General features: G+C 59.5%; 14 protein-coding genes. 6 read left to right on the top strand and 8 right to left on the bottom strand.

Translation table 11 applies throughout. From position 1 onward, the window contains the following. The first annotated feature begins 26 nt into the window (after positions 1-26). The 3 genes from ACZ0AI_RS02360 to ACZ0AI_RS02350 all read left to right on the top strand — a co-directional run bounded on the left by ACZ0AI_RS02360 (position 27) and on the right by ACZ0AI_RS02350 (position 3,242). Positions 27-779, top strand: coding sequence for a WecB/TagA/CpsF family glycosyltransferase (locus ACZ0AI_RS02360; protein ID WP_463564387.1), 753 nt, complete (start codon positions 27-29; stop codon positions 777-779). Then, the gene (locus ACZ0AI_RS02355; RefSeq protein WP_463564386.1) at positions 776-2,206 is read left to right on the top strand and encodes a mannose-1-phosphate guanylyltransferase/mannose-6-phosphate isomerase; all 1,431 of its coding nucleotides are present in this window, start codon (positions 776-778) and stop codon (positions 2,204-2,206) included. Before ACZ0AI_RS02360 ends, ACZ0AI_RS02355 begins: the two co-directional genes overlap by 4 nt. Positions 2,207-2,444: 238 nt before the next feature. Beyond that, complete coding sequence (locus ACZ0AI_RS02350; RefSeq protein ID WP_463564385.1) at positions 2,445-3,242, top strand: WecB/TagA/CpsF family glycosyltransferase; 798 nt, start codon at positions 2,445-2,447, stop codon at positions 3,240-3,242. Between the two features lie 188 nt (positions 3,243-3,430). Here the strand turns inward: ACZ0AI_RS02350 and ACZ0AI_RS02345 are convergent, their stop codons facing one another. The 7 genes from ACZ0AI_RS02345 to ACZ0AI_RS02315 form a co-directional block, all read right to left on the bottom strand. Continuing rightward, a complete protein-coding gene (locus ACZ0AI_RS02345; protein ID WP_463564384.1) occupies positions 3,431-4,624 on the bottom strand; it encodes a polysaccharide pyruvyl transferase family protein in 1,194 nt (397 codons plus the stop codon). Between the two features lies 1 nt (position 4,625). After that, a complete protein-coding gene (locus ACZ0AI_RS02340; RefSeq protein ID WP_463564383.1) occupies positions 4,626-5,942 on the bottom strand; it encodes a flippase in 1,317 nt (438 codons plus the stop codon). Next, positions 5,939-7,045, bottom strand: coding sequence for a nitroreductase family protein (locus ACZ0AI_RS02335; RefSeq protein ID WP_463564382.1), 1,107 nt, complete (start codon positions 7,043-7,045; stop codon positions 5,939-5,941). Before ACZ0AI_RS02335 ends, ACZ0AI_RS02340 begins: the two co-directional genes overlap by 4 nt. A 439-nt stretch (positions 7,046-7,484) precedes the next feature. Continuing rightward, positions 7,485-8,993, bottom strand: a complete 1,509-nt coding sequence (locus tag ACZ0AI_RS02330) for an ATP-binding protein (protein ID WP_463564381.1) — start codon at positions 8,991-8,993, stop codon at positions 7,485-7,487. Positions 8,994-9,343: 350 nt separating this feature from the next. Continuing rightward, positions 9,344-9,706 (bottom strand): response regulator, encoded by a 363-nt coding sequence (locus tag ACZ0AI_RS02325; RefSeq protein WP_463564380.1) that lies wholly within the window; start codon positions 9,704-9,706, stop codon positions 9,344-9,346. 30 nt (positions 9,707-9,736) lie between these two features. Next, on the bottom strand, positions 9,737-11,179 hold the full coding sequence (locus ACZ0AI_RS02320; protein WP_463566038.1) for an ATPase domain-containing protein: 1,443 nt from the start codon (positions 11,177-11,179) through the stop codon (positions 9,737-9,739). Between the two features lie 109 nt (positions 11,180-11,288). Beyond that, positions 11,289-12,449 (bottom strand): two-component system sensor histidine kinase NtrB, encoded by a 1,161-nt coding sequence (locus tag ACZ0AI_RS02315; RefSeq protein ID WP_463564379.1) that lies wholly within the window; start codon positions 12,447-12,449, stop codon positions 11,289-11,291. A 153-nt stretch (positions 12,450-12,602) separates the two neighbouring features. Here ACZ0AI_RS02315 and ACZ0AI_RS02310 point away from each other — a divergent pair, with 153 nt between their 5' ends. The 3 genes from ACZ0AI_RS02310 to ACZ0AI_RS02300 all read left to right on the top strand — a co-directional run bounded on the left by ACZ0AI_RS02310 (position 12,603) and on the right by ACZ0AI_RS02300 (position 17,281). Then, positions 12,603-14,243: a VRR-NUC domain-containing protein gene (locus tag ACZ0AI_RS02310; RefSeq protein ID WP_463564378.1), complete on the top strand. Its 1,641-nt coding sequence runs from the start codon at positions 12,603-12,605 to the stop codon at positions 14,241-14,243. Beyond that, the gene (locus tag ACZ0AI_RS02305) at positions 14,240-16,603 is read left to right on the top strand and encodes an ATP-dependent DNA helicase (RefSeq protein WP_463564377.1); all 2,364 of its coding nucleotides are present in this window, start codon (positions 14,240-14,242) and stop codon (positions 16,601-16,603) included. Before ACZ0AI_RS02310 ends, ACZ0AI_RS02305 begins: the two co-directional genes overlap by 4 nt. Positions 16,604-16,765: 162 nt before the next feature. Continuing rightward, entirely contained in the window at positions 16,766-17,281 is a 516-nt protein-coding gene (locus ACZ0AI_RS02300) for a hypothetical protein (protein WP_463564376.1), read from the top strand. Here the strand turns inward: ACZ0AI_RS02300 and ACZ0AI_RS02295 are convergent, their stop codons facing one another. After that, entirely contained in the window at positions 17,282-18,412 is a 1,131-nt protein-coding gene (locus ACZ0AI_RS02295) for a M14 family metallopeptidase (protein ID WP_463564375.1), read from the bottom strand. Between the last annotated feature and the right edge of the window lie 118 nt (positions 18,413-18,530).

Here is an 18,530-nt window from a genome sequence, read left to right as displayed (position 1 = left end):
CGAGCCAATGGCGCAAAGAGGTGTTGATGAAGGCCTTTGATATCGAGTTCTACGCTGGCTCCAAGGATCGCCTGGTCGAGGACTTGGTCGAGCACAGCACCGAAAGGTACAGCTACGTCGTGACACCCAACGTAAATCACATCGTGCAGCTGGAAACCGACCACGACCTCAAGCGCGCCTACGCGGTAGCCCGCCATCGTATCTGCGACAGCCGTGTTCTCCTGCCCCTGCTACGCATGCTCAAGGTTCCCGTGGAAGACGCCATTCCCGGCAGCACACTCACCGAAGAACTGATCGACATTGCCGAGCGGCGTGCCTGGAGCGTCACAGTGATAGGCTGCGCCGATGAGGACATCCAGCATCTGCGAGCACGCTACCCGCACATCACCTTCCACCATCACAACCCACCGATGGGCTTCATCGACAGCGAAGCAGCGATCCAGGCCTGCCTGTCCTTCGTCATCGAACACCCGTCCAATCTGGTAGTACTCTCGGTGGGCTGCCCGCGTCAGGAAATCCTCGCGCAGAAGATCTTCGAAACCGACCAGGCCGTCGGCATCGGTCTGTGTGTGGGCGCCTCGATCAACTTTCTGTCCGGAAGAATTCGTCGCGCTCCACTGTGGATGCAGCGCTATTCTCTGGAATGGCTGCACCGCGCCTTCACCGAGCCTCGTCGACTGGTAGGACGTTACGTGCACGACGCGTTTCGCATCCTGCCGATCCTGCTCAGGGAATTCAAACTACGCCAATCACTCTTCATGGGAGGAGCTCCACGATGATTCCTGTCATTCTTTCCGGCGGTAACGGTTCGCGCCTTTGGCCGCTTTCGCGCCAACTCAATCCCAAGCAGTTCCTGCCCATCGCCGATGATTCGCTGTCCATGCTGCAGGCGACCATTCGCCGCCTGGAAGGCTTGCAAGTCAGCCAACCGTGCCTGATCTGCAATGAGGAACATCGCTTCCTCGCCGCTGAACAGCTGCGTGCCCTGGGCATCGAGAATGCCAGCATCCTGCTCGAGCCGGTCGGCCGCAATACCGCTCCAGCGGTTGCCCTGGCTGCCATCAAAGCCCTTGAGAAGGAACACGACCCGGTACTGCTGGTGCTGGCTGCCGACCATCTGATCAAGGATGTCAGCGCCTTCCATCGCGCCGTTGAAACCGCCCTGCCCTTCGCCCAGGCCGGCAAGCTGGTGACTTTCGGCATCGTGCCTACCCACGCGGAAACCGGTTACGGCTACGTGCAGAAAGGTGCATCGGCAGGTGACGGTGGCTTCTCCGTACAGAGCTTCGTGGAGAAACCAGACAGCGCGACCGCCGAGCGCTACCTGGCCTCCGGTGAACACTTCTGGAACAGCGGCATGTTCATGTTCCGCGCCAGCCGCTATCTGGAAGAATTGCAGCGCTGGCAGCCGGAGATCCTCGATGCCTGTCGCCGCGCCACCGCGCAGAGCGAGCAAGACATGCACTTCGTGCGCATAGGCAAGGAGGCCTTCGCCGCCTGCCCGGAAGACTCCATCGACTACGCCGTGATGGAAAAGACCGAAGACGCAGTAATGGTGCCGCTGGACGCCGGCTGGAGCGACATTGGCTCCTGGTCTGCACTGTGGGACGTCAGCGACAAGGACGAACAAGGCAACGTGCACAAGGGCGACGTGCTCAGCCACGATAGCCACAACAACTACGTGCATGCCGACTATCGTCTGGTCACCACCGTGGGCGTCGAGAACCTGATCATCGTCGAGACCAAAGACACCATCATGGTCGCGCACAAGGACAAGGCTCAGGAGGTCAAGCGCATCGTCGAACAACTCAAGCACGAAGAGCGCGGCGAGTATCTCAACAACCGCGAGGTGTATCGCCCGTGGGGCATGTACGACTCGATCGATCATGGCCAGCGCTATCAGGTGAAACGCATCACCGTGAAACCGGGCGCCAAGCTTTCGGTACAGATGCACCACCACCGTGCCGAGCATTGGATCGTAGTCAGCGGCACCGCGCAGGTGACCAATGGTGACGAGACCTATATGGTTACCGAGAACCAGTCGACCTACATCCCTATCGGCCAGATCCACGCCCTGGAAAACCCGGGCATGATCCCGCTGGAACTGATCGAGGTACAGTCTGGTACCTACCTAGGCGAAGACGACATCGTTCGTTTCTCCGACAACTACGGCCGGGTAAAGGAACTCAAGGTTTCTGCAGCCTGATGTGCAAACAGCGCCGCACCGCTACCGATGTGGCGCTGACCATCAGATACTGGGCCAAAGTCGAGCCCGGCAGCAGGGTGACTTGCCATGCATGGCATCACCGTTCACGACTAACAGAGCGACGGATAGCTCCTTCATTTCGCTGAAAAAATGGATATTTATAAAAACAAGCAAAGCGCGAAGCCCAAGTGAACAGATACCGGATAACTCCATTCCTTTCCGACAATGAGGCTCGCCTGTGAAAACTTCTCAACTCAAACTGCACGATCCTTTGATCCACAAACTGAAGTTGTTGGAAGAAGATGACGTGACCCCGCTGCTCGACGAACTGAGCACGCCGAAGAAGCCGACCATCCTCGGCTTCCTCAATCAGCACGGCTACAACATCGTCCAGAACGACACGGAAGCACGCCGTCACTTCCTCAAGGTCAACTATCTGTTGCGCGACGGTATCGGCGTCAAACTGGCCTGCTCGCTCAACGGCCTAGCGCCAGGCGCCAACCTCAACGGCACCGATTTCATTCCCAGCCTGATCACCCACCTGCTCGAAAGTGAGCACAGCGACAGCTACCAGTTGTTCGCCATGGGTACCAGCGAGCCGTGGGTCAACCTAGGCGCCAGCGCGCTGTTCGGCGATCGGAAGTTTTATGCCATCGATGGCTTCCAGCCGACCGAGCGCTACCTCGAATTCGTCCGAGAGCACCTGCAGCCGGAAAAGATCCCGCTGATCGTCATGGGCATGGGCATGCCTCGCCAGGAAGAAGTCGCCGTGAGCCTGCAGCGTGACCTCGGCCGCCCTGCCCTGATGATCTGCGGGGGCGCAATCCTCGACTTCGCGGCACAACGCTTCAGCCGTGCGCCAGCGGTGGTTCGCAAGGTCGGTATGGAGTGGGCGTACCGCCTGCTGATGGAGCCGCGCCGCCTGTTCAGCCGTTACATAATCGGCATCCCACGGTTCTTCTACTACATCATGCGTAACGGTATAGACCGCAAGGTTGTGGTTAGCGAACAAGGCGCCTACGACCGCAAGTCCTGACGCCAGCGCTGAAACGAAAACGCCCCGGTTGAGTGATCAACCGGGGCGTTTTTCGTTGCTGCACAACCCGTAGGGTGGGTGAGTGGCGCCATAGCTACGCATTGGCAGGCACCGCTCACTCAGCGCGCCGCGTAACCCACCAGGCGCAATAAACGCTACCCATGGAGGGTCACCCGCAAGCAGGCGCCTTAGCGCCCCGCTGCCACAGCTAGCGGCTTCTCGCTACGCACGCTGTGGCTCTGTCCGATCAACGCAAACACTTCATCCCACATGGCTTGAGTACGCGTCTTCAGTTCCGCGGAATGCGCCTGCAAACGGCTCGAGAGCGCCTGCATCTGCGCAGGGTCGGTCAGGTAATCGAGAGCACTGGAAAGCTCCTCGTCAGTCAAATTGATATTCAGCACGCCTTCGGCAAAACCGTAGTCGGCGAACAGCATCTGGTACTTGTGGCTCCAGCCAGTAGCCAACGACGGTACCCCTTGCGACAGCGAACTGACCAGACCATGGAAGCGACTACCCAAGGTGCCGCGACAGGCGCCGAGGATGCCCTTGATGGCCAGCGGATCGGTCTCACGCAGGATCGGCAAGCCACCGACCGCTTGCGATACCTGCTCGGCCACCCGGGCATCGCCCTCGCCTTCGTGGATCAGCAGGAACGGCTTGGCGCCACGCTCCACCAGCATTTTGGTAGCGCGTTGCAGGAACGGCACATAGCCCTTGGCGACGCTGTCACCGGTCTTGTCGAGCATACGGCAGTTGGGCACTACGCAGACCTGATGAATTTCAGGATCGAAATAGGCCGGCAAGGTACCGGTGATCAGGTTAGTGAAATCGGGTGCTATTTTGATGTTGTCACGCTCGCCAACCACCTCGGTGAGATAGTCGTAAGAGACCTGTTCGCGGGCGAAAACCAGATCGCAGTTGTCGAGGAACGCCCTGACCGCATCCTTGCTCTTCTGATCGCGGAACGGGCCGAATGCCTGGGGCAGCAGGATCACTTTCGAGCCCTGCTTCTTCCAGCGCTTGCTGGAGCGCGCCAATTCCTCGGACAGATCCGGGCCCCACTGATCGCTGTAAGCGAAGCCAGCGGCGTCCAGTACCACGTTCACTTCCTTGTCGAGCACCACACCGTACTGCTCGCGAATACCGGCCGGCACCAACGCCGCCAGGTCGCCGAAGGGGATGCCGGCGCGCCACAGCCAGGCTTTCTGATACAGGCCCAGGGATGCACGGTTGACGTAGGGATAAGGGCTCTTGGCGCGGCCAGGCTCCATCACCACCTTGGCGGCAGGAAGGTTCTTCTGTACCTGCTGCAGGGCAGCGTGCAGCATCAGTGCAGCCCCCTTGTTGACGAAACCGGCTTTGCGAATCTCGACGTACATATCACGTTCTCCTGAATTCACGAATCAACTGGGGCACGCTAATGAACACGTGCAGGAAAATACTCTTGGTCATCATGATGAACAGCGGTCGCGTCCTGCGTGACAGCAGCAGGCTCACGTAACCGGCGATGGAATAGGAAATCAGCGTCGCCCAGGCGGAACCGACGACACCGTGGCTCTGGATGAGGAAGTAATTGAGCACGATGTTGCTCACCGCCCCCAGGCCCTGAGTGACCAGGGAAAAGATGAAGGCCTCTTCGATGATGATCCACTTGCTGAACAGCGCGCGCATGAACACGAAGGTCGCCGCGAAGATATGGATCGCCAGCACCGGCCCGGCGTCAGCGTACTGCTCGCCGTAAAGCGTCAGGACGATCCAGTCGGAGAGGAAGAACACCACTACCGCCAGGCCGAACGCCATGAAGAACAGCACATCCAGCGCGACCTGCATGAAGCGGTTGTAGCCAGCCGTATCGGTCTTGCTGAGATCGATCATCTTTGGGAAGACCGACGCCATGAGGATGGTCGGGATCAGGTACCAGGCTTCCGACAGCCGCGAAGCCGCCGAATACACACCCACTGAATACTCGCCGAGCATGTACTGCAGCATGATCTGATCGACCTTCAGGTAGATCACCGCCGACAGCGAACCGAGGAAGATCAGCAGGCTTTTCTTGAGCAGGGTCTTGCCCAGCGTCCAGGAAAAGTCGAAGCGGAACTCGCGCTTGAGCATCACCGCATAGCAGACCAGGATCGCCGAGGTGACCATCACCACCACCACGTGGGCCAGGGCGATATACACCAGGCCGGCACCGGCGATGGCCAGGATCATCTTCAGGCCGTTGCCACCAAGCTGCCCGACGAACCCTGCCACGGCGGCATACTTGGCCTGCACCCGCGCCTGGAACCAGTCGATGAGCATCTCGAACGGCGTGAAGAACAGCGCCAGGGCGGTGAACAGCAGCACCAGGAAATTCTGATCGTTGCCGATCAGGTAGGTGCCCATCATGATCGCGAAGGCGAACACCGAGCAGCCCACCTTGATCATGAATACCGTCGAGAGAATCTGGTCTTCGTTTTCCGGGTTGCTGCGCAGCTCCTTGACCACCAGGCCGGTCAGCCCCAGGTGCACCACGATGCTGAGCAGACCCAGCAGCGCGAGTGCATAGTTGAGGTAACCGAAATCCTCGGGGCCCAGATAACGGGCCAGTACCACGGTAGTCGCCAGGCCGATGGCCAGCATCAAGAACTTCTCGGCCAGCATCCAGCCAGAGTTGAGGAGGTACTTCATGCCCTCCTGGACACGCGCGGCACTCATCGGCTGGACGTCTCCAGGTGCCCGTAGCTGCGGGCTTCATCCAGCGACAGCTTCTGCGAATACGGCACCAGGCCGGTGTCCGCGGCATAACCCAGGGAAATGAACATAACGATGCGTTCGTCCGGGTCGAGTTTGAGCAGCTTGGCGGCGGCCTGCTCGCGCTCGGGAATGTCCGGCCAGTTGATCGAGCAGGACGACACGCCCTGTGTCTCCAGCGCGAACATGAAGGACATCGCAGCCAGTGCGCCGTCGATATAGATCACATGGCGATCACGAACGTGCGGGTAGGCACGCAGGCGGCCAACCACGGCGACGATGGCCGGGAAGTTGTGATCGAAACCGGCAACGCCCATTGGCAAGCGCGAAGCCTGTGCCACGGAAGCGGCATCATCGAAGATCAGGAAGCGATACGGCTGGCGATTGCAGGCGCTCGGCGACTGCACGGCAACTTCAACGGCCTTGTCGATCACGTCGCGCGGTACCGGGCGATCCTGATACCAGCGCACCGAGCGGCGCTTCATAGACAGCTGGCGCATGGCGGTGTAATCCACGCTCGGCGTACTTACGTCAGCGGCGAACGGCACGCGCTCGGTGTCAGGGTTGCGCAGGCTGCCTGGCGAACTGACCGGGCGCTCGAAGCGGGCGAATTTCTCGCGAGCTCGGTTGATCACCGGATGATCACCGGTCACGGTGAAGTATTCGGCGAGCACATCGTGAGCCCAGCTGACTTCGTCACGATCCACATTGCCGTTGAGCGAGGCGATGTAGCTGTCGACCGTATCGCCGATGTAATCCAGGGCGAACACTTCGCGCCTGGGCTGCATGATCAACCCCTTCTCGATACGGTGCACGGCACGACGCAGGAAGTAGTTGACCGGCTCGGCGCCGGACAGGTTTTCCTCGTGCTGCAGGTGACCGACCACCACCGCGTAAGCCTCACGGTCGAACGCCGACGAGAAGAACGAATAGTGGAAGCGGCGCAGCGTGGCAGACCGTGAGAGTGCGCGAATCCAGCTCATGGAGAGCTTTTTCTGCATCCCTTTCAGGTTGTCGATGCTGTCGCGGGGCAATACCTTCTTGAGGGATTCCTTCAACATTTTCATAGGCTGTGATTACCGTTCAATGGTTAATATCTCCCCCACAATCGCCATAGTGGTACGGCGACATTGAATTGATAGACGCAGGCAGTTATCGGCCCAACCGCAAGCGCCTGCACGCCACCAGAAGCCCGTCATGGCTGGCGCATACAGCAGCATCCCTTCTCTAACGCAATCACCAAATCTCTCTGCCCGCTCAACAGCAGCACGCAGGAAAAATGGCATTGGTACTGCAAACGGATCGACGTCCAGACCAGCACTTCAAGAGGCTGGAGGTGGCGATATGGGCTACCGCCTTTTCGTTGTCAGGGTTTAGGACTACGGAGCAACGCTTTGATTCCGCAGCAGGATGCTATCGAGGGAAAAAGTTGCCGGAAGGCCGTTGCCCTTGACGCAAACGCACCTACACCGGGCTCTGGCAGACGGGAAGCACCAAGAAAAAGCGTCATGGCCTCGACGGCAGCATGTCGTCGATGGTTTCGCTCAGCTCTCGCATGGAGAAGGGTTTATTGATGCTCTTGAGGCCAGGTAACGAGGCAAGCGGCTCGGTATCGGCATCTCCAGCTATCAGCAATACAGGCAAGCCAGGCCTGCACTGCTGCGCTAGATCGGCGAGCTGCAAACCCGTGATACCTGGCAGGCTGATATCCGAGACCAGCAGGTCGAACGACGCGCTGGACGCGAGCAAGTCGATAGCCGCCTGAGGTTCGGCAGCGTTGACGATTTCACAGCGTCTCCCTGCTAACACCTCGGACACCAGCAGCCGTACTGCCGAATCGCTTTCAACCAGCAGAACACGATGGCCCAACGCACGCTCGGGTAGCAGATTGGCATCGGGAGCGTGTTCGCCAGCGGCGAGGGGTAAGTACAGGCGCACCGTGGTACCAATACCAGGCTCACTGTGAATGGTGACCTGCCCACCGCTCTGTCGCGCGAACCCATGCACCATGGGCAAGCCCAGGCCACTGCCCTGCCCGGCGGACTTGGTGGTAAAGAACGGATCGAAAACCTTCTCCAGCGTCTCGCTGCTGATGCCAGAGCCGGTATCGGACAAGGCGATCAGCAGATAATCACCTGGCAGCAGATCCGGCAAGGCCGTCATCTCTTGCCGTGCCAGGCTGATCAGTGATGTGTGCAGCCGTATTTGCCCGCCATTGGGCATGGCATCACGGGCGTTGACGGCAAGGTTGAGAATTGCGCTTTCCAGCTGCCGAGTATCCACCAGAACCCGCACCGTACCGTGCTGATAATCGACCTGCAGCGAAGTACCTTTACTGATCGTGCGCCCGATCAGCAGCTCCAGCGATTCGAGAAGGGGAGCCACATCAACTGGCCTGGCCTCCAGTGGCTGTCGGTGAGAAAAGGTAAGCAGCCGCTGGGTCAGCGCACTGGCCCGATCCGCAGAAACGCTGGCGGCCTCGATAAAGCGCTCTATCCCTTCGAGCCGACCATTGGCAACACGGCGTTTCATGATATCGAGCGCGCCGATGATGCCAGTAAGCGCATTGTTGAAGTCATGTGCAATACCGCCGGTCAACGCTCCAACGGCATCCATCTTCTGACTTTGCAGCAACGCCAACTCGCACTCGCTGCGATGAGCCTCCACAACGCCGCTTGGCGAACGATTGAGTAGTGCCATCAGGCAACTGCACAGTGAGCGCGACGTGAAAGGGCGCTCCAGCACGACGACACCGCGGCCACTGAGTGCTGCAGGCGGCTCTTGTACTGTGGCAGCACCAAGCAGGATAAGCGGAAGCGACGATTGGAAAAGCCTGGCGTGTGCCAACTCATCCTGGCCCGCCAACATCTCCTCGGCGATCAAGACAGCATCGGCGTTGCCAGCCAGGGCATCGAGCAACACGACAAAGTTTTCGCACAACTCGAGGGTCAATCCCAAAGGTGAAAGCAGCGGTAGCAACCGGCTCGCCTCGTCACTGCAGATCAATACGCGCATGCTGGGCACCACCCGCGAATCTTCAACGCGCCCCGGTACCGGAGCGCGCTGGCAGCATGCACTCGCAAACGTCCGTATGAAGCTGCCGAACCACCATGGGCCGCCTTCCACGCAAATAGGAAAACAGCCAATTTGGCATCCCACCACCGGGCGTCAACGGGCGCCCGTACTACGACCTCATCCATGGATACCTACTCTCGACACAACAGACTGCCTCAGGCGCCTTACAGCGACAGTGGCGTATACATGGGGTTCGACATTCGCCCAGGCACAGGCGTTCCAGAAATAGAAAAGAGAGAAGGAGGGAAACCAGCGAAGCGGGAATGGGGGCAAAACGATGGCGCGATCAATCAGTTCGAGCCGATGAGTTCCTTCACCTTGGCGATGACCTGATTGATATCGAAGGGTTTGTCGAATACTGCAGCAAACAGCTCAGGGCTGGCTCGGCCGACACTGCCTTGAGCGCCGCTCATCAGGATGATCGGCAGATCAGCCGACGTAGCCCTCGCCCGTATCGCACGGGCGAACTCAAGACCATCCATGACTGGCATCATGAAATCCGTAATGACCAGCTCAGGGCGTTCACGGTCGAGCACTTCCAGCCCTCTACGGCCATTGCTCGCCTTCACCACCATGTAGCCTTCATCTTCCATGGCATAGCCGAGAATATCCGCGATCAGGTATTCATCATCGACTATCAGGATGGTTGTCATAATCAATAGGCTCGGTCAGGCACGCATGGCTCAGGCGTCCTGCGCCGGAACGGCGTTACCTGACAAAGCGCCTGCCTGGTTTTTGAATGCCTTGCTGAGTTCAATACCATGATCGCTGATCACCACTTCCAAGAGTGAGGAATCGTAATAACTGTCCCTCATCTTAAGTATGGAAAAAAGCCGCTTTAGTTCAGCGTCCTTTTCCACGAAACGCATCAGCACCAGATTATCGACAATGCTCGACAGCTCCGGAGCTGGCGCATTGATCTCAGCCGCAAACAGGTCACGCATCTCCCAGGTAGCGAACACGGTGACGCCCATAGAGCGCAGTTGGCTCATAAGCGCACTGAAAAATTCGATCAGGCGTGCGCTGCTAGTGGCCACGCGTGCCATGCCGCCCAGACTGTCAATATGCAGGCGTTTTATACCTTTCTCTTTGACTGCCTTGATGACCCGCGCACCAAGACCGTCAAGCAATCCCTCGGTGGTTGGCTGCCACATGATGTGCAACGCGCCACTTTCTTCCAGTGACCGCAGGTCAAGGCCAATAGCTTCGGCTTTGATGCGCAGGCGCTGCGGCGTTTCGTAAAAGCCGAAATGCAGGCCTGGCATTTCCACCGTGGACTGCGCGAGAAAATTCAGCCCCAGCGTAGTCTTGCCGACACCAGACGGCCCCATGACCAAGGTAACCGAGGACTCCGAAAGACCACCGCCGATCAGCTTATCGAGGCTTGGAATCCCGCTGGTAATGCGAGCCAGCGTGTCGATATCGTCCTGCATCGGTTTGCTGTACAGGCTTTCCAGACGCGGGTGAACAACCAGCCCGTCGTCGGTGATTTCGCACTCGTGCAGCCCGGACAGCGCACCGCTGCCGCGGGTCTTGCGCAAGTGAATGCGGCGTACAGAGCGCGCGCCGAAGAGCTCCTCACCGAGCTCGATCACGCCATCGACCATGGTGTGCTCGGGGCTGCCATCGTCCAGGCGAGAACTGGTCAGGAACAGCACGGTGCAACCCGCAAAAGCGGCGTGCCCCTGCAGCTCGGCAATGAATTTCTTGGTGTCGATCTGATTCTCCGCTTTGGAGCGGGCATTCAGCAGACCATCGACGATGAGCAGCGTGGCCTTCTGGCGGCTGATTTCACGGCGCAGCAACTTGACGACCTCATCGAGGCCCTCATTCTCCAAGGTGTCGAAAGCACTGACGAACTGGATTTCCGCACCGACCTTGGCCGGGTCGAAGAAGGTCATCGTCGAAAGGAATTGAAAAAGCCTTTCATGGGATTCGGCCAGCAAGGTGGCCACCAACACGCGGCCACCATCGCGCACATGATTGAACGCTATCTGGTTCGCCAGGATGGTTTTGCCCGAGCCGGGGCGTCCTTGAACGATGTAGGATGCACCTGCGACCAGACCGCCCTTCAGTAAAGCGTCTAGCCCATCGATCCCACTTTTAAGGCGTTGTAGCTGTTCCAAGTTCTGGCCTGCCTCAGTCGAAAATACGCAGTAAAAGCCCACGCTTGAATATGCTTTTCCTACGGATTAACACGCTGATGGGAAAAGCGACTCGCGGATACTAGCATGTTCATGTCCGAGCACCTGCTGATTCCCCGACAGCCGTCGGCAAGCAGAGAATCATGGTGGCACCCTGCCCTGCCGCGCTCTCGACGTGCACGCCGCCGCCTGCATGCCGGGCAAAGCCATAAACCTGACTGAGCCCCAACCCAGTCCCCTTGCCTACGTCCTTGGTGGTGAAAAACGGTTCGAAAAGCCGCGAGCGAATGGCTGGATCGATACCAACGCCCTGGTCAATGACCGAAATCAACACGAACTCTCCGCGCAGATCGTCGAACTCCCCAGCGAGTGTGCGGTTCTCAGCGTGCAACCGGATGATACCCATGCCGTGCATGGCATCCCGGGCATTAAGGATAAGGTTAAGCAGCGCCATTTCCAACTGACTTGGGTCGAGTTCGACACGATGCAAGTCTGGGGCGTATTGCATTTCCAGGCTCATTCCTTTGGGCAGCGCCTGGCTCATGAACATATGAGCGGTATCAAGCAACTCATTGAGGTTGACCAGGCGGCTCGGCATCTGTTCGCAGCGAGCGAAGGTCAGCAGATTACGCGTCATCTGCGCGCCACGCTCGCCAGCGTTCTGAATACTGGCGAGCAGGCTTGCCAAGCGCTCCGGGTTGCTGGCGCGGCTAGCCAGCTTGGCAGCACTGAGGATGATCGTTAGCAGGTTATTGAAATCGTGGGCCATGCCACCACTTAACTGGCCCAGCGCTTCGAGTTTCTGCGCCTGAAATAGCTGGGCGCGCAGGGCGTCATAGCGCAAGTCTGCCTCGTGGCGATCCGTGATATCGCGGGTGATTTTGGCCAGCCCGATGACCACGCCCTCTTCATTGCGAATCACTTCAATCGCCACCAGCGCCCAGAAACGTGTGCCATCCTTGCGCACACGCCAGCCTTCGTCCTGAGATCGCCCATCGCGCAGCGCCCGCTCGATAAGCTGCCAGGGTTTGCGCTCATGCCGGTCTTCGTCGGAATAAAAGATCGACAGGTGTTGGCCGATCACCTCAGTGGCGTCGTAGCCCTTGATACGCGCAGCACCGGCATTCCAGGAAACGATGCAGCCTTCCGGACTCAGCATGAAGATCGCATAGTCGGCAACGGCCTGAACCAGCATCTCGTAATGGCGCTCGGTCAACGTACCCGCAGAAAGTGGGGCTAACTGGCTGTTCATGATGGCCCGCTCAAGCGGCGATGGAGGTGCAGCAGTGTAGTCCGCTATCGGCACCAAGCGACAGCGCGACGTGCTGCCCGCCTATCCCTTGCTCATTGCCAGATGACGAGCGGCCTGATATCTGTATATAAAACCAGTACCCAGCACTGTCTCATGCCATTTTCCAGCGATACACGTTTCTACTACCTGCATAACTTTCACAAGGCCCTGACGTGGATTGGCGAACGCCATGCCGATCTGCTGAACGCTCGTGAGCATGCGTTTTTGCACGCTTTCAGTACGCTCAACGTCCCGGCACAAGCCCTGCTGGTACGCATGATCATGCGCAAAGGCGTGCATTTTCGCGCCAGCAAGCTGAACTACGAAGAAATTGGCTGCAGCCGCAAGGCCGCCTTGACGCTCGTTGCCAACGGCTGGGTAGTCGATGATGCGGCGCTGCAGATAGATGAACTGCTGACGCTGCTGCGCAAGGACGAGATTATTGACTGCTTCGCCGCACGGCTCATCGACCGCCGCGCCCGCAAAGGCGACCTGCTGGAGCAACTCGCCGCGCAATTCGACGACGCTCAGTCATTCGTTGCGTGGTGCCCAACACTCGACGATGCGCTCTACAGTCTGACCATCGACGATCTGAGCGAGCGGCTGCGGTTGATGTTCTTCGGCAATCTGCATCAGGAGTGGTCGGAGTTCGTGCTCGCTGACCTGGGTATCTTGCGCTACGAAAGCGTCGACTTCCCGCCTGACTCACGAGCGCTGCGCTGTCGCGAGGATGTCGACGATTACCTGCATCTGCAGCGCTGTCGTGAAGTATTCGAGGCCGGAAATGCGAGTACCGAGTTACTCGAACGCATCGACACTCGCCACTACGAAAATCCCTACATTGCCGAACGGCGCGCCAAGTTGCTGTTTCGCATCGGTCAGCACCTGGAGCGTTGCGCCGAGTTCGAACTGGCCTTGCAGGTATACGCCAGCAGCGGTTATGGCGCAGCACGACAGCGGCAGATTCGCGTACTGGAACGCACCTTGCGCTACACGGAGGCCTTCGAGTTGGCCAGCTTGGCCATCACCACACCGAACAGCGACGGCGAACTGCAATTGGCCGAACGGGCACTGGTGCGCCTGACCCGGCAGCTGGGTCTGCCTGCGCAGAAACGCACCAAAGCGCCCACACCTGCTCGTCTTGATCTGCAACTGCCCAAGCTGCCGTTGTTAGCAGTGGAACAACTCGTGCAGATGCACCTGCAGCGTAGCGAAGCACCCGTGCATTACGTCGAGAACACACTGATTTGCAGCCTGTTCGGCCTACTTTGCTGGCCGGCGATCTTCTCAGCACTGCCTGGTGCGTTCTTCCACCCGTTCCAGCACGGCCCGGCAGACCTGCTCAGCGCCGACTTCTACCCGCGCCGTCGTGCGCTGTTCGCGGCCTGTCTAGCGCAACTGGACGATGACAGGTACCGCCAGATCATTCGCCAGACTTACCGCGAAAAATTCGGTATCCAGTCACCCTTCGTGCATTGGGGTGTGCTCAGCGAAACGCTGCTGGAGCAGGCGCTGGACTGCCTGCCGGCGGCGCATCTGCACGCCTGGTTTCGCCGCTTGCTCGGTGATATCCAGGCCAATCGCGCCGGCATGCCCGACCTGATCCAGTTCTGGCCCGAGGAAAAACGCTACCGCATGATCGAGGTCAAAGGCCCGGGTGATCGGCTGCAGGATAACCAGCGCCGCTGGCTGGCATTTTGTGCCGAGCACGACATGCCGGTGGACGTCTGCTACGTGCAATGGGCCGAAGCATGAGCTACCGCGTGGCGGTGCGCGCGCTCTGCGAGTTTACCGCCAAATGCGGCGACCTCGACCTGCGTTTCACGCCCTCGCCCACCGCTCAGGAGGGTATGGCCGGACATGCCACGGTGGTCAGCCGACGAGGCGAGCACTATGAAGCGGAGGTGCCCCTAGCCGGTGAGTTCCGCTCCCTGCAAGTGCGTGGCCGGGCTGACGGTTTCGATCCACACCTCAACCTGCTGGAAGAAATAAAGACCCACCGCGGTGAGATCAGCCGTATACCGGACAACCACCGGCAACTGCACTGGGCCCAGGCACGGGTCTACGGCTGGCTGCTCTGCCAGAGTCGCGGCTTGGCCGAGGTCGAACTCGCGGTGGTGTACTTCAACGTCCTCACCCAGAAGGAAAGTGTGCTGCGCGAAACCTGTACGGCAGCCGAGCTGCAGGCGTTCTTCGAGACGCTATGCAGCCGCTTCATCACCTGGGCCGAGCAGGAACAGGCTCACCGCCTGATGCGTGACACAGCCTTGAGCGAACTGTGCTTTCCCCACACCGAATTTCGTCATGGCCAGCGACAACTGGCTGAGGCTGTGTACCGTGCAGCCCGCGACGGCCACTGCCTGATGGCGCAGGCCACCACGGGCATCGGCAAAACTCTCGGCACGCTGTTCCCGCAATTGAAGGCGTTTCCCGAGAAGGGCATTGATCGGCTGTTCTTTCTCACCGCCAAGACGCCGGGACGCCGATTGGCCCTGCATGCCTTGCAAACGCTGCGCGGCGAAGCGCTGCCACTGCGCGTGCTTGAACACGTTGCCAGAGACAAAGCCTGCGAGCATCCGGACAAAGCCTGTCACGGCGAATCCTGCCCACTGGCTCGCGGCTTCTACGACCGCCTGCCCGCCGCCCGCCAGGCCGCTGTCGACTGCACCTGGCTGGATCAGGCCGCCGTGCGCGAGATCGCCCTCCAGCATCAGGTCTGCCCCTACTACCTGAGCCAGGAGCTGACCCGCTGGGCTGATGTAGTGGTCTGTGACTACAACTATTACTTCGACATGAGCGCCCTGCTCTACAGCCTGACCCTGATCAACGAATGGCGCGTAACAGTGCTGGTCGACGAAGCCCACAACCTGATCGAACGGGCTCGACGCATGTACAGCGCTGAACTCGACCAGGCACGCTTCGAAGCCATGCACAGCAATGCGCCCAAGGGCTTGGGTAGCGTACTGACGCGCATCAGCCGACACTGGAAGCAGTTGCACAAGGAACAGCACGAGGACTATCAGACCTATCCGCAACCACCAGACTTGCTGCTCATGTCCCTGCAGAAAGCGGTCAGTGCCATTACCGATCACCTGACCGATCAGCCCACCGGAAACGACGGCGAACTACTGCAGTTCTATCTCGATGCCATGGCCTTCTGCCGCCTGGCGGAAGTATTTGGCCCGCACTCGTTGTTCGACATCAGTCGCCAACCACCTTTGCGCGGACGCAGCCATTCGACTCTGTGCCTGCGCAATATCGTACCGGCGCCCTTTCTTACCCCGCGCTTCGAGAACAGCCACAGCACTACGCTGTTTTCCGCCACTCTGAGCCCGGCTGACTACTACGCCGACCTGCTCGGTTTGCCACACGCCACGCCCTGGCTGGACGTCGAATCACCATTCCAGGCCACGCAGTTGCAGGTGCATGCGGTGAGCAATCTGTCGACCCGTTACCAACACCGCGAGCACTCGATAACACCCATCGTTGCCCTGATGGCAAAGCAGTTCGCTGAACGCCCGGGCAATTACCTGGCGTTCTTCAGCAGCTATGCCTACCTGCAACAAGTGCTGGAACGCTTCGAGCACGATCACCCGCAGATCGAGCGCTGGGTACAAGCTCGACAAATGGACGAAAGCCAGCGTCAGCAGTTTCTCGAACGTTTCGAGCCGGGTGGCAGAGGTATTGGCTTCGCGGTGCTGGGCGGGATTTTCGGCGAAGGCATCGACCTGCCGGGCGACCGCCTGATTGGCGCCTTTATCGCCACCCTGGGCCTGCCACAGATCAACCCGATCAACGAGCAGATCAAGCAGCGCATGGCGGAAATGTTCACCAACGGTTACGACTACACCTACCTGTTTCCTGGTCTGCAAAAGGTGGTGCAAGCCGCCGGCCGGGTCATCCGCACCCCGCAGGACAGTGGCGTGGTGCACTTGATGGACGACCGCTTCACCCTGGCCGAAGTACGAGCCCTGCTACCAGGCTGGTGGCAAGTGCAACGCAGCCGCGTACCTCAGGTGCCCGTTGCGCAAGTCAGCCGACAGCTACCATCGCGCACTGCCACGCCGACATTGCCAACGCCACCACAGCAAGGCCTGTTCGACCTGTCGAACTGAGGACATTACGACAGGCGGCAGCGACTTGCCGTGAGCGGCAAAGGGCTGCCCAAAGCGCCTCGGCATGAAAAATAAATCCTTTCATAATCAAACAATTGGCAGCAACCAATTGGCTGGCACAGGCTTTGCTGATGTGAAGATCTACAGCCAAGGAGGACTGCCATGAGCATCATCGGTTCGCTCACCCACTACGCAACGACCAGCACCCTGCAGCGCAGCCGTGTCGAGGCCTTGGACTTCAAACAAAGCAGCGAAGCGTTGCTCGCCAAGCAAGAGAAAGCGCAGGAAGCCAGTGCCGCGCCCAAGGGATTCAAGAGCGATCAGGCGGACTCCAGCCAGCAGGCCTACAACGAAGCCTTCGCGCGGATGATGGTCAACCTGTACAGCACCGCTGAGGATTCACAGCAGACGTCCGACAGCACACCAGGCGTCAACTCGGACAAGAAGCCAGCCACCGACAGTGCCCTTGCTCAGTTCATGGCCTACATGGACATGTCGCCTGCCGAGAAGATGCGCGACAAGATCCTCAAGGAAATCGGCATGACCGAGGAAGAGCTCGAGAGCCTGCCACCTGAGCAGCGCGCCGCAGCCGAGAAGGAAATCGCCGAAAAAATGCAGACCCTGCAGGAGTTGCAGGCCGCGCAGGATGAGGAAGGCACCCTGCACGAGCATGCCTGATCAGCGCAGCCGATCGACCATCTCCGCCACCACGTCGAGCATCTCGCCGGCCAGCTTCATCGAGCGCTCGCCGTCCCAGCCAGTCAGCGGGTTTGGCGTGTCATCATGATCCTTGAAAGGCATCTCCAGGGTGAATGACAGGCAGTCGAACTCCAGCCCTACTGAATTGCAGGCCAACGCAGTATTGGCCTGACCCGGTGCACTGCGCGGGTAGCCGAAGCGCGTCTGGAACTCGGCGCCGCGCTCGACCAGACGGCTGCGGAACTCATTCTCCAGCGCCTCTAGCCTCGCGGAGAATCCGGGATTGCCTTCGCAGCCAGCGGTAAACACATGGGGAATTTCCTCATCCCCGTGAATATCGAGAAACAGATCCACGCCCACCTCACGCATGGCCTGCTGCACGAAGAACACCTCCGGGCTGCGCTCGACGCTGGCCGACTGCCAGGCACGATTGAGATCCTGGCCCGCGGCGTTGGTGCGTAGATGGCCACGGAAGGCGCCGTCCGGGTTCATGTTAGGCACCAGATAAAGGTCGGCCTGCTGCAGCAGGGCATCCAGAATCACGTCGCTGCTGTCCTGCATACGGCGGACGATGCCCTCCATGAACCACTCGGCCATGTGCTCGCCCGGATGCTGCTGGGCGATGATCCACACCTTGCGGCTCGCTTGCGGGTGGCGGTGCACACGCAACAGCTCGATATCCCGCCCCTCGATGCTGCGCCCACAGCCATGCAACTCGACACCCGGCAAGGCCAGCGCCTGAGCGATCAGATCACTGTGCCGCTCGCGGCTGTAGGGCTCGAAGTAGGCGAACCAGATCTGCGTCTGCTCGGGTTCCAGACCAAAATGCAGGGCGCCATCCTCGAAGCGGCTTGGCACACGGAACCAGGTGCGCTGATCATAAGAGGCCACTGCGTTGTAGCCCGTCCAGGCATGGCTATAGGCCGACTGCCCGGCGTTGGTGATGCTGAAATCGTGGCGCGCGCCAGGCGTCAGGCCCTCGACCTGGAAATGAAACCACTGGAAATGGTGGCTATTGAGATCCTTGCGCATGGCCAGCAGCACCTTGTGCGGGTTGCTGGCGTCCTGCACGAGGATGTTGCCGCTGTCGAAATCCGAGCTGATCTTCATATTTATTCCCAACACTGCTTCACGGTCGCTGCAGCATCGCAGTTTCCACGCCAAGGGGAAATGCACGTACAAGGTGATTGCAGGTGACCGTGGCGCAGCTCAAACTGCAAGCCTCTAT

It is taken from the genome of Pseudomonas sp. AC355, assembly GCF_979258205.1.
The sequence above is the reverse complement of the archived record's forward strand: the minus strand, read 5'-3'. Positions and strand labels throughout refer to the sequence as shown.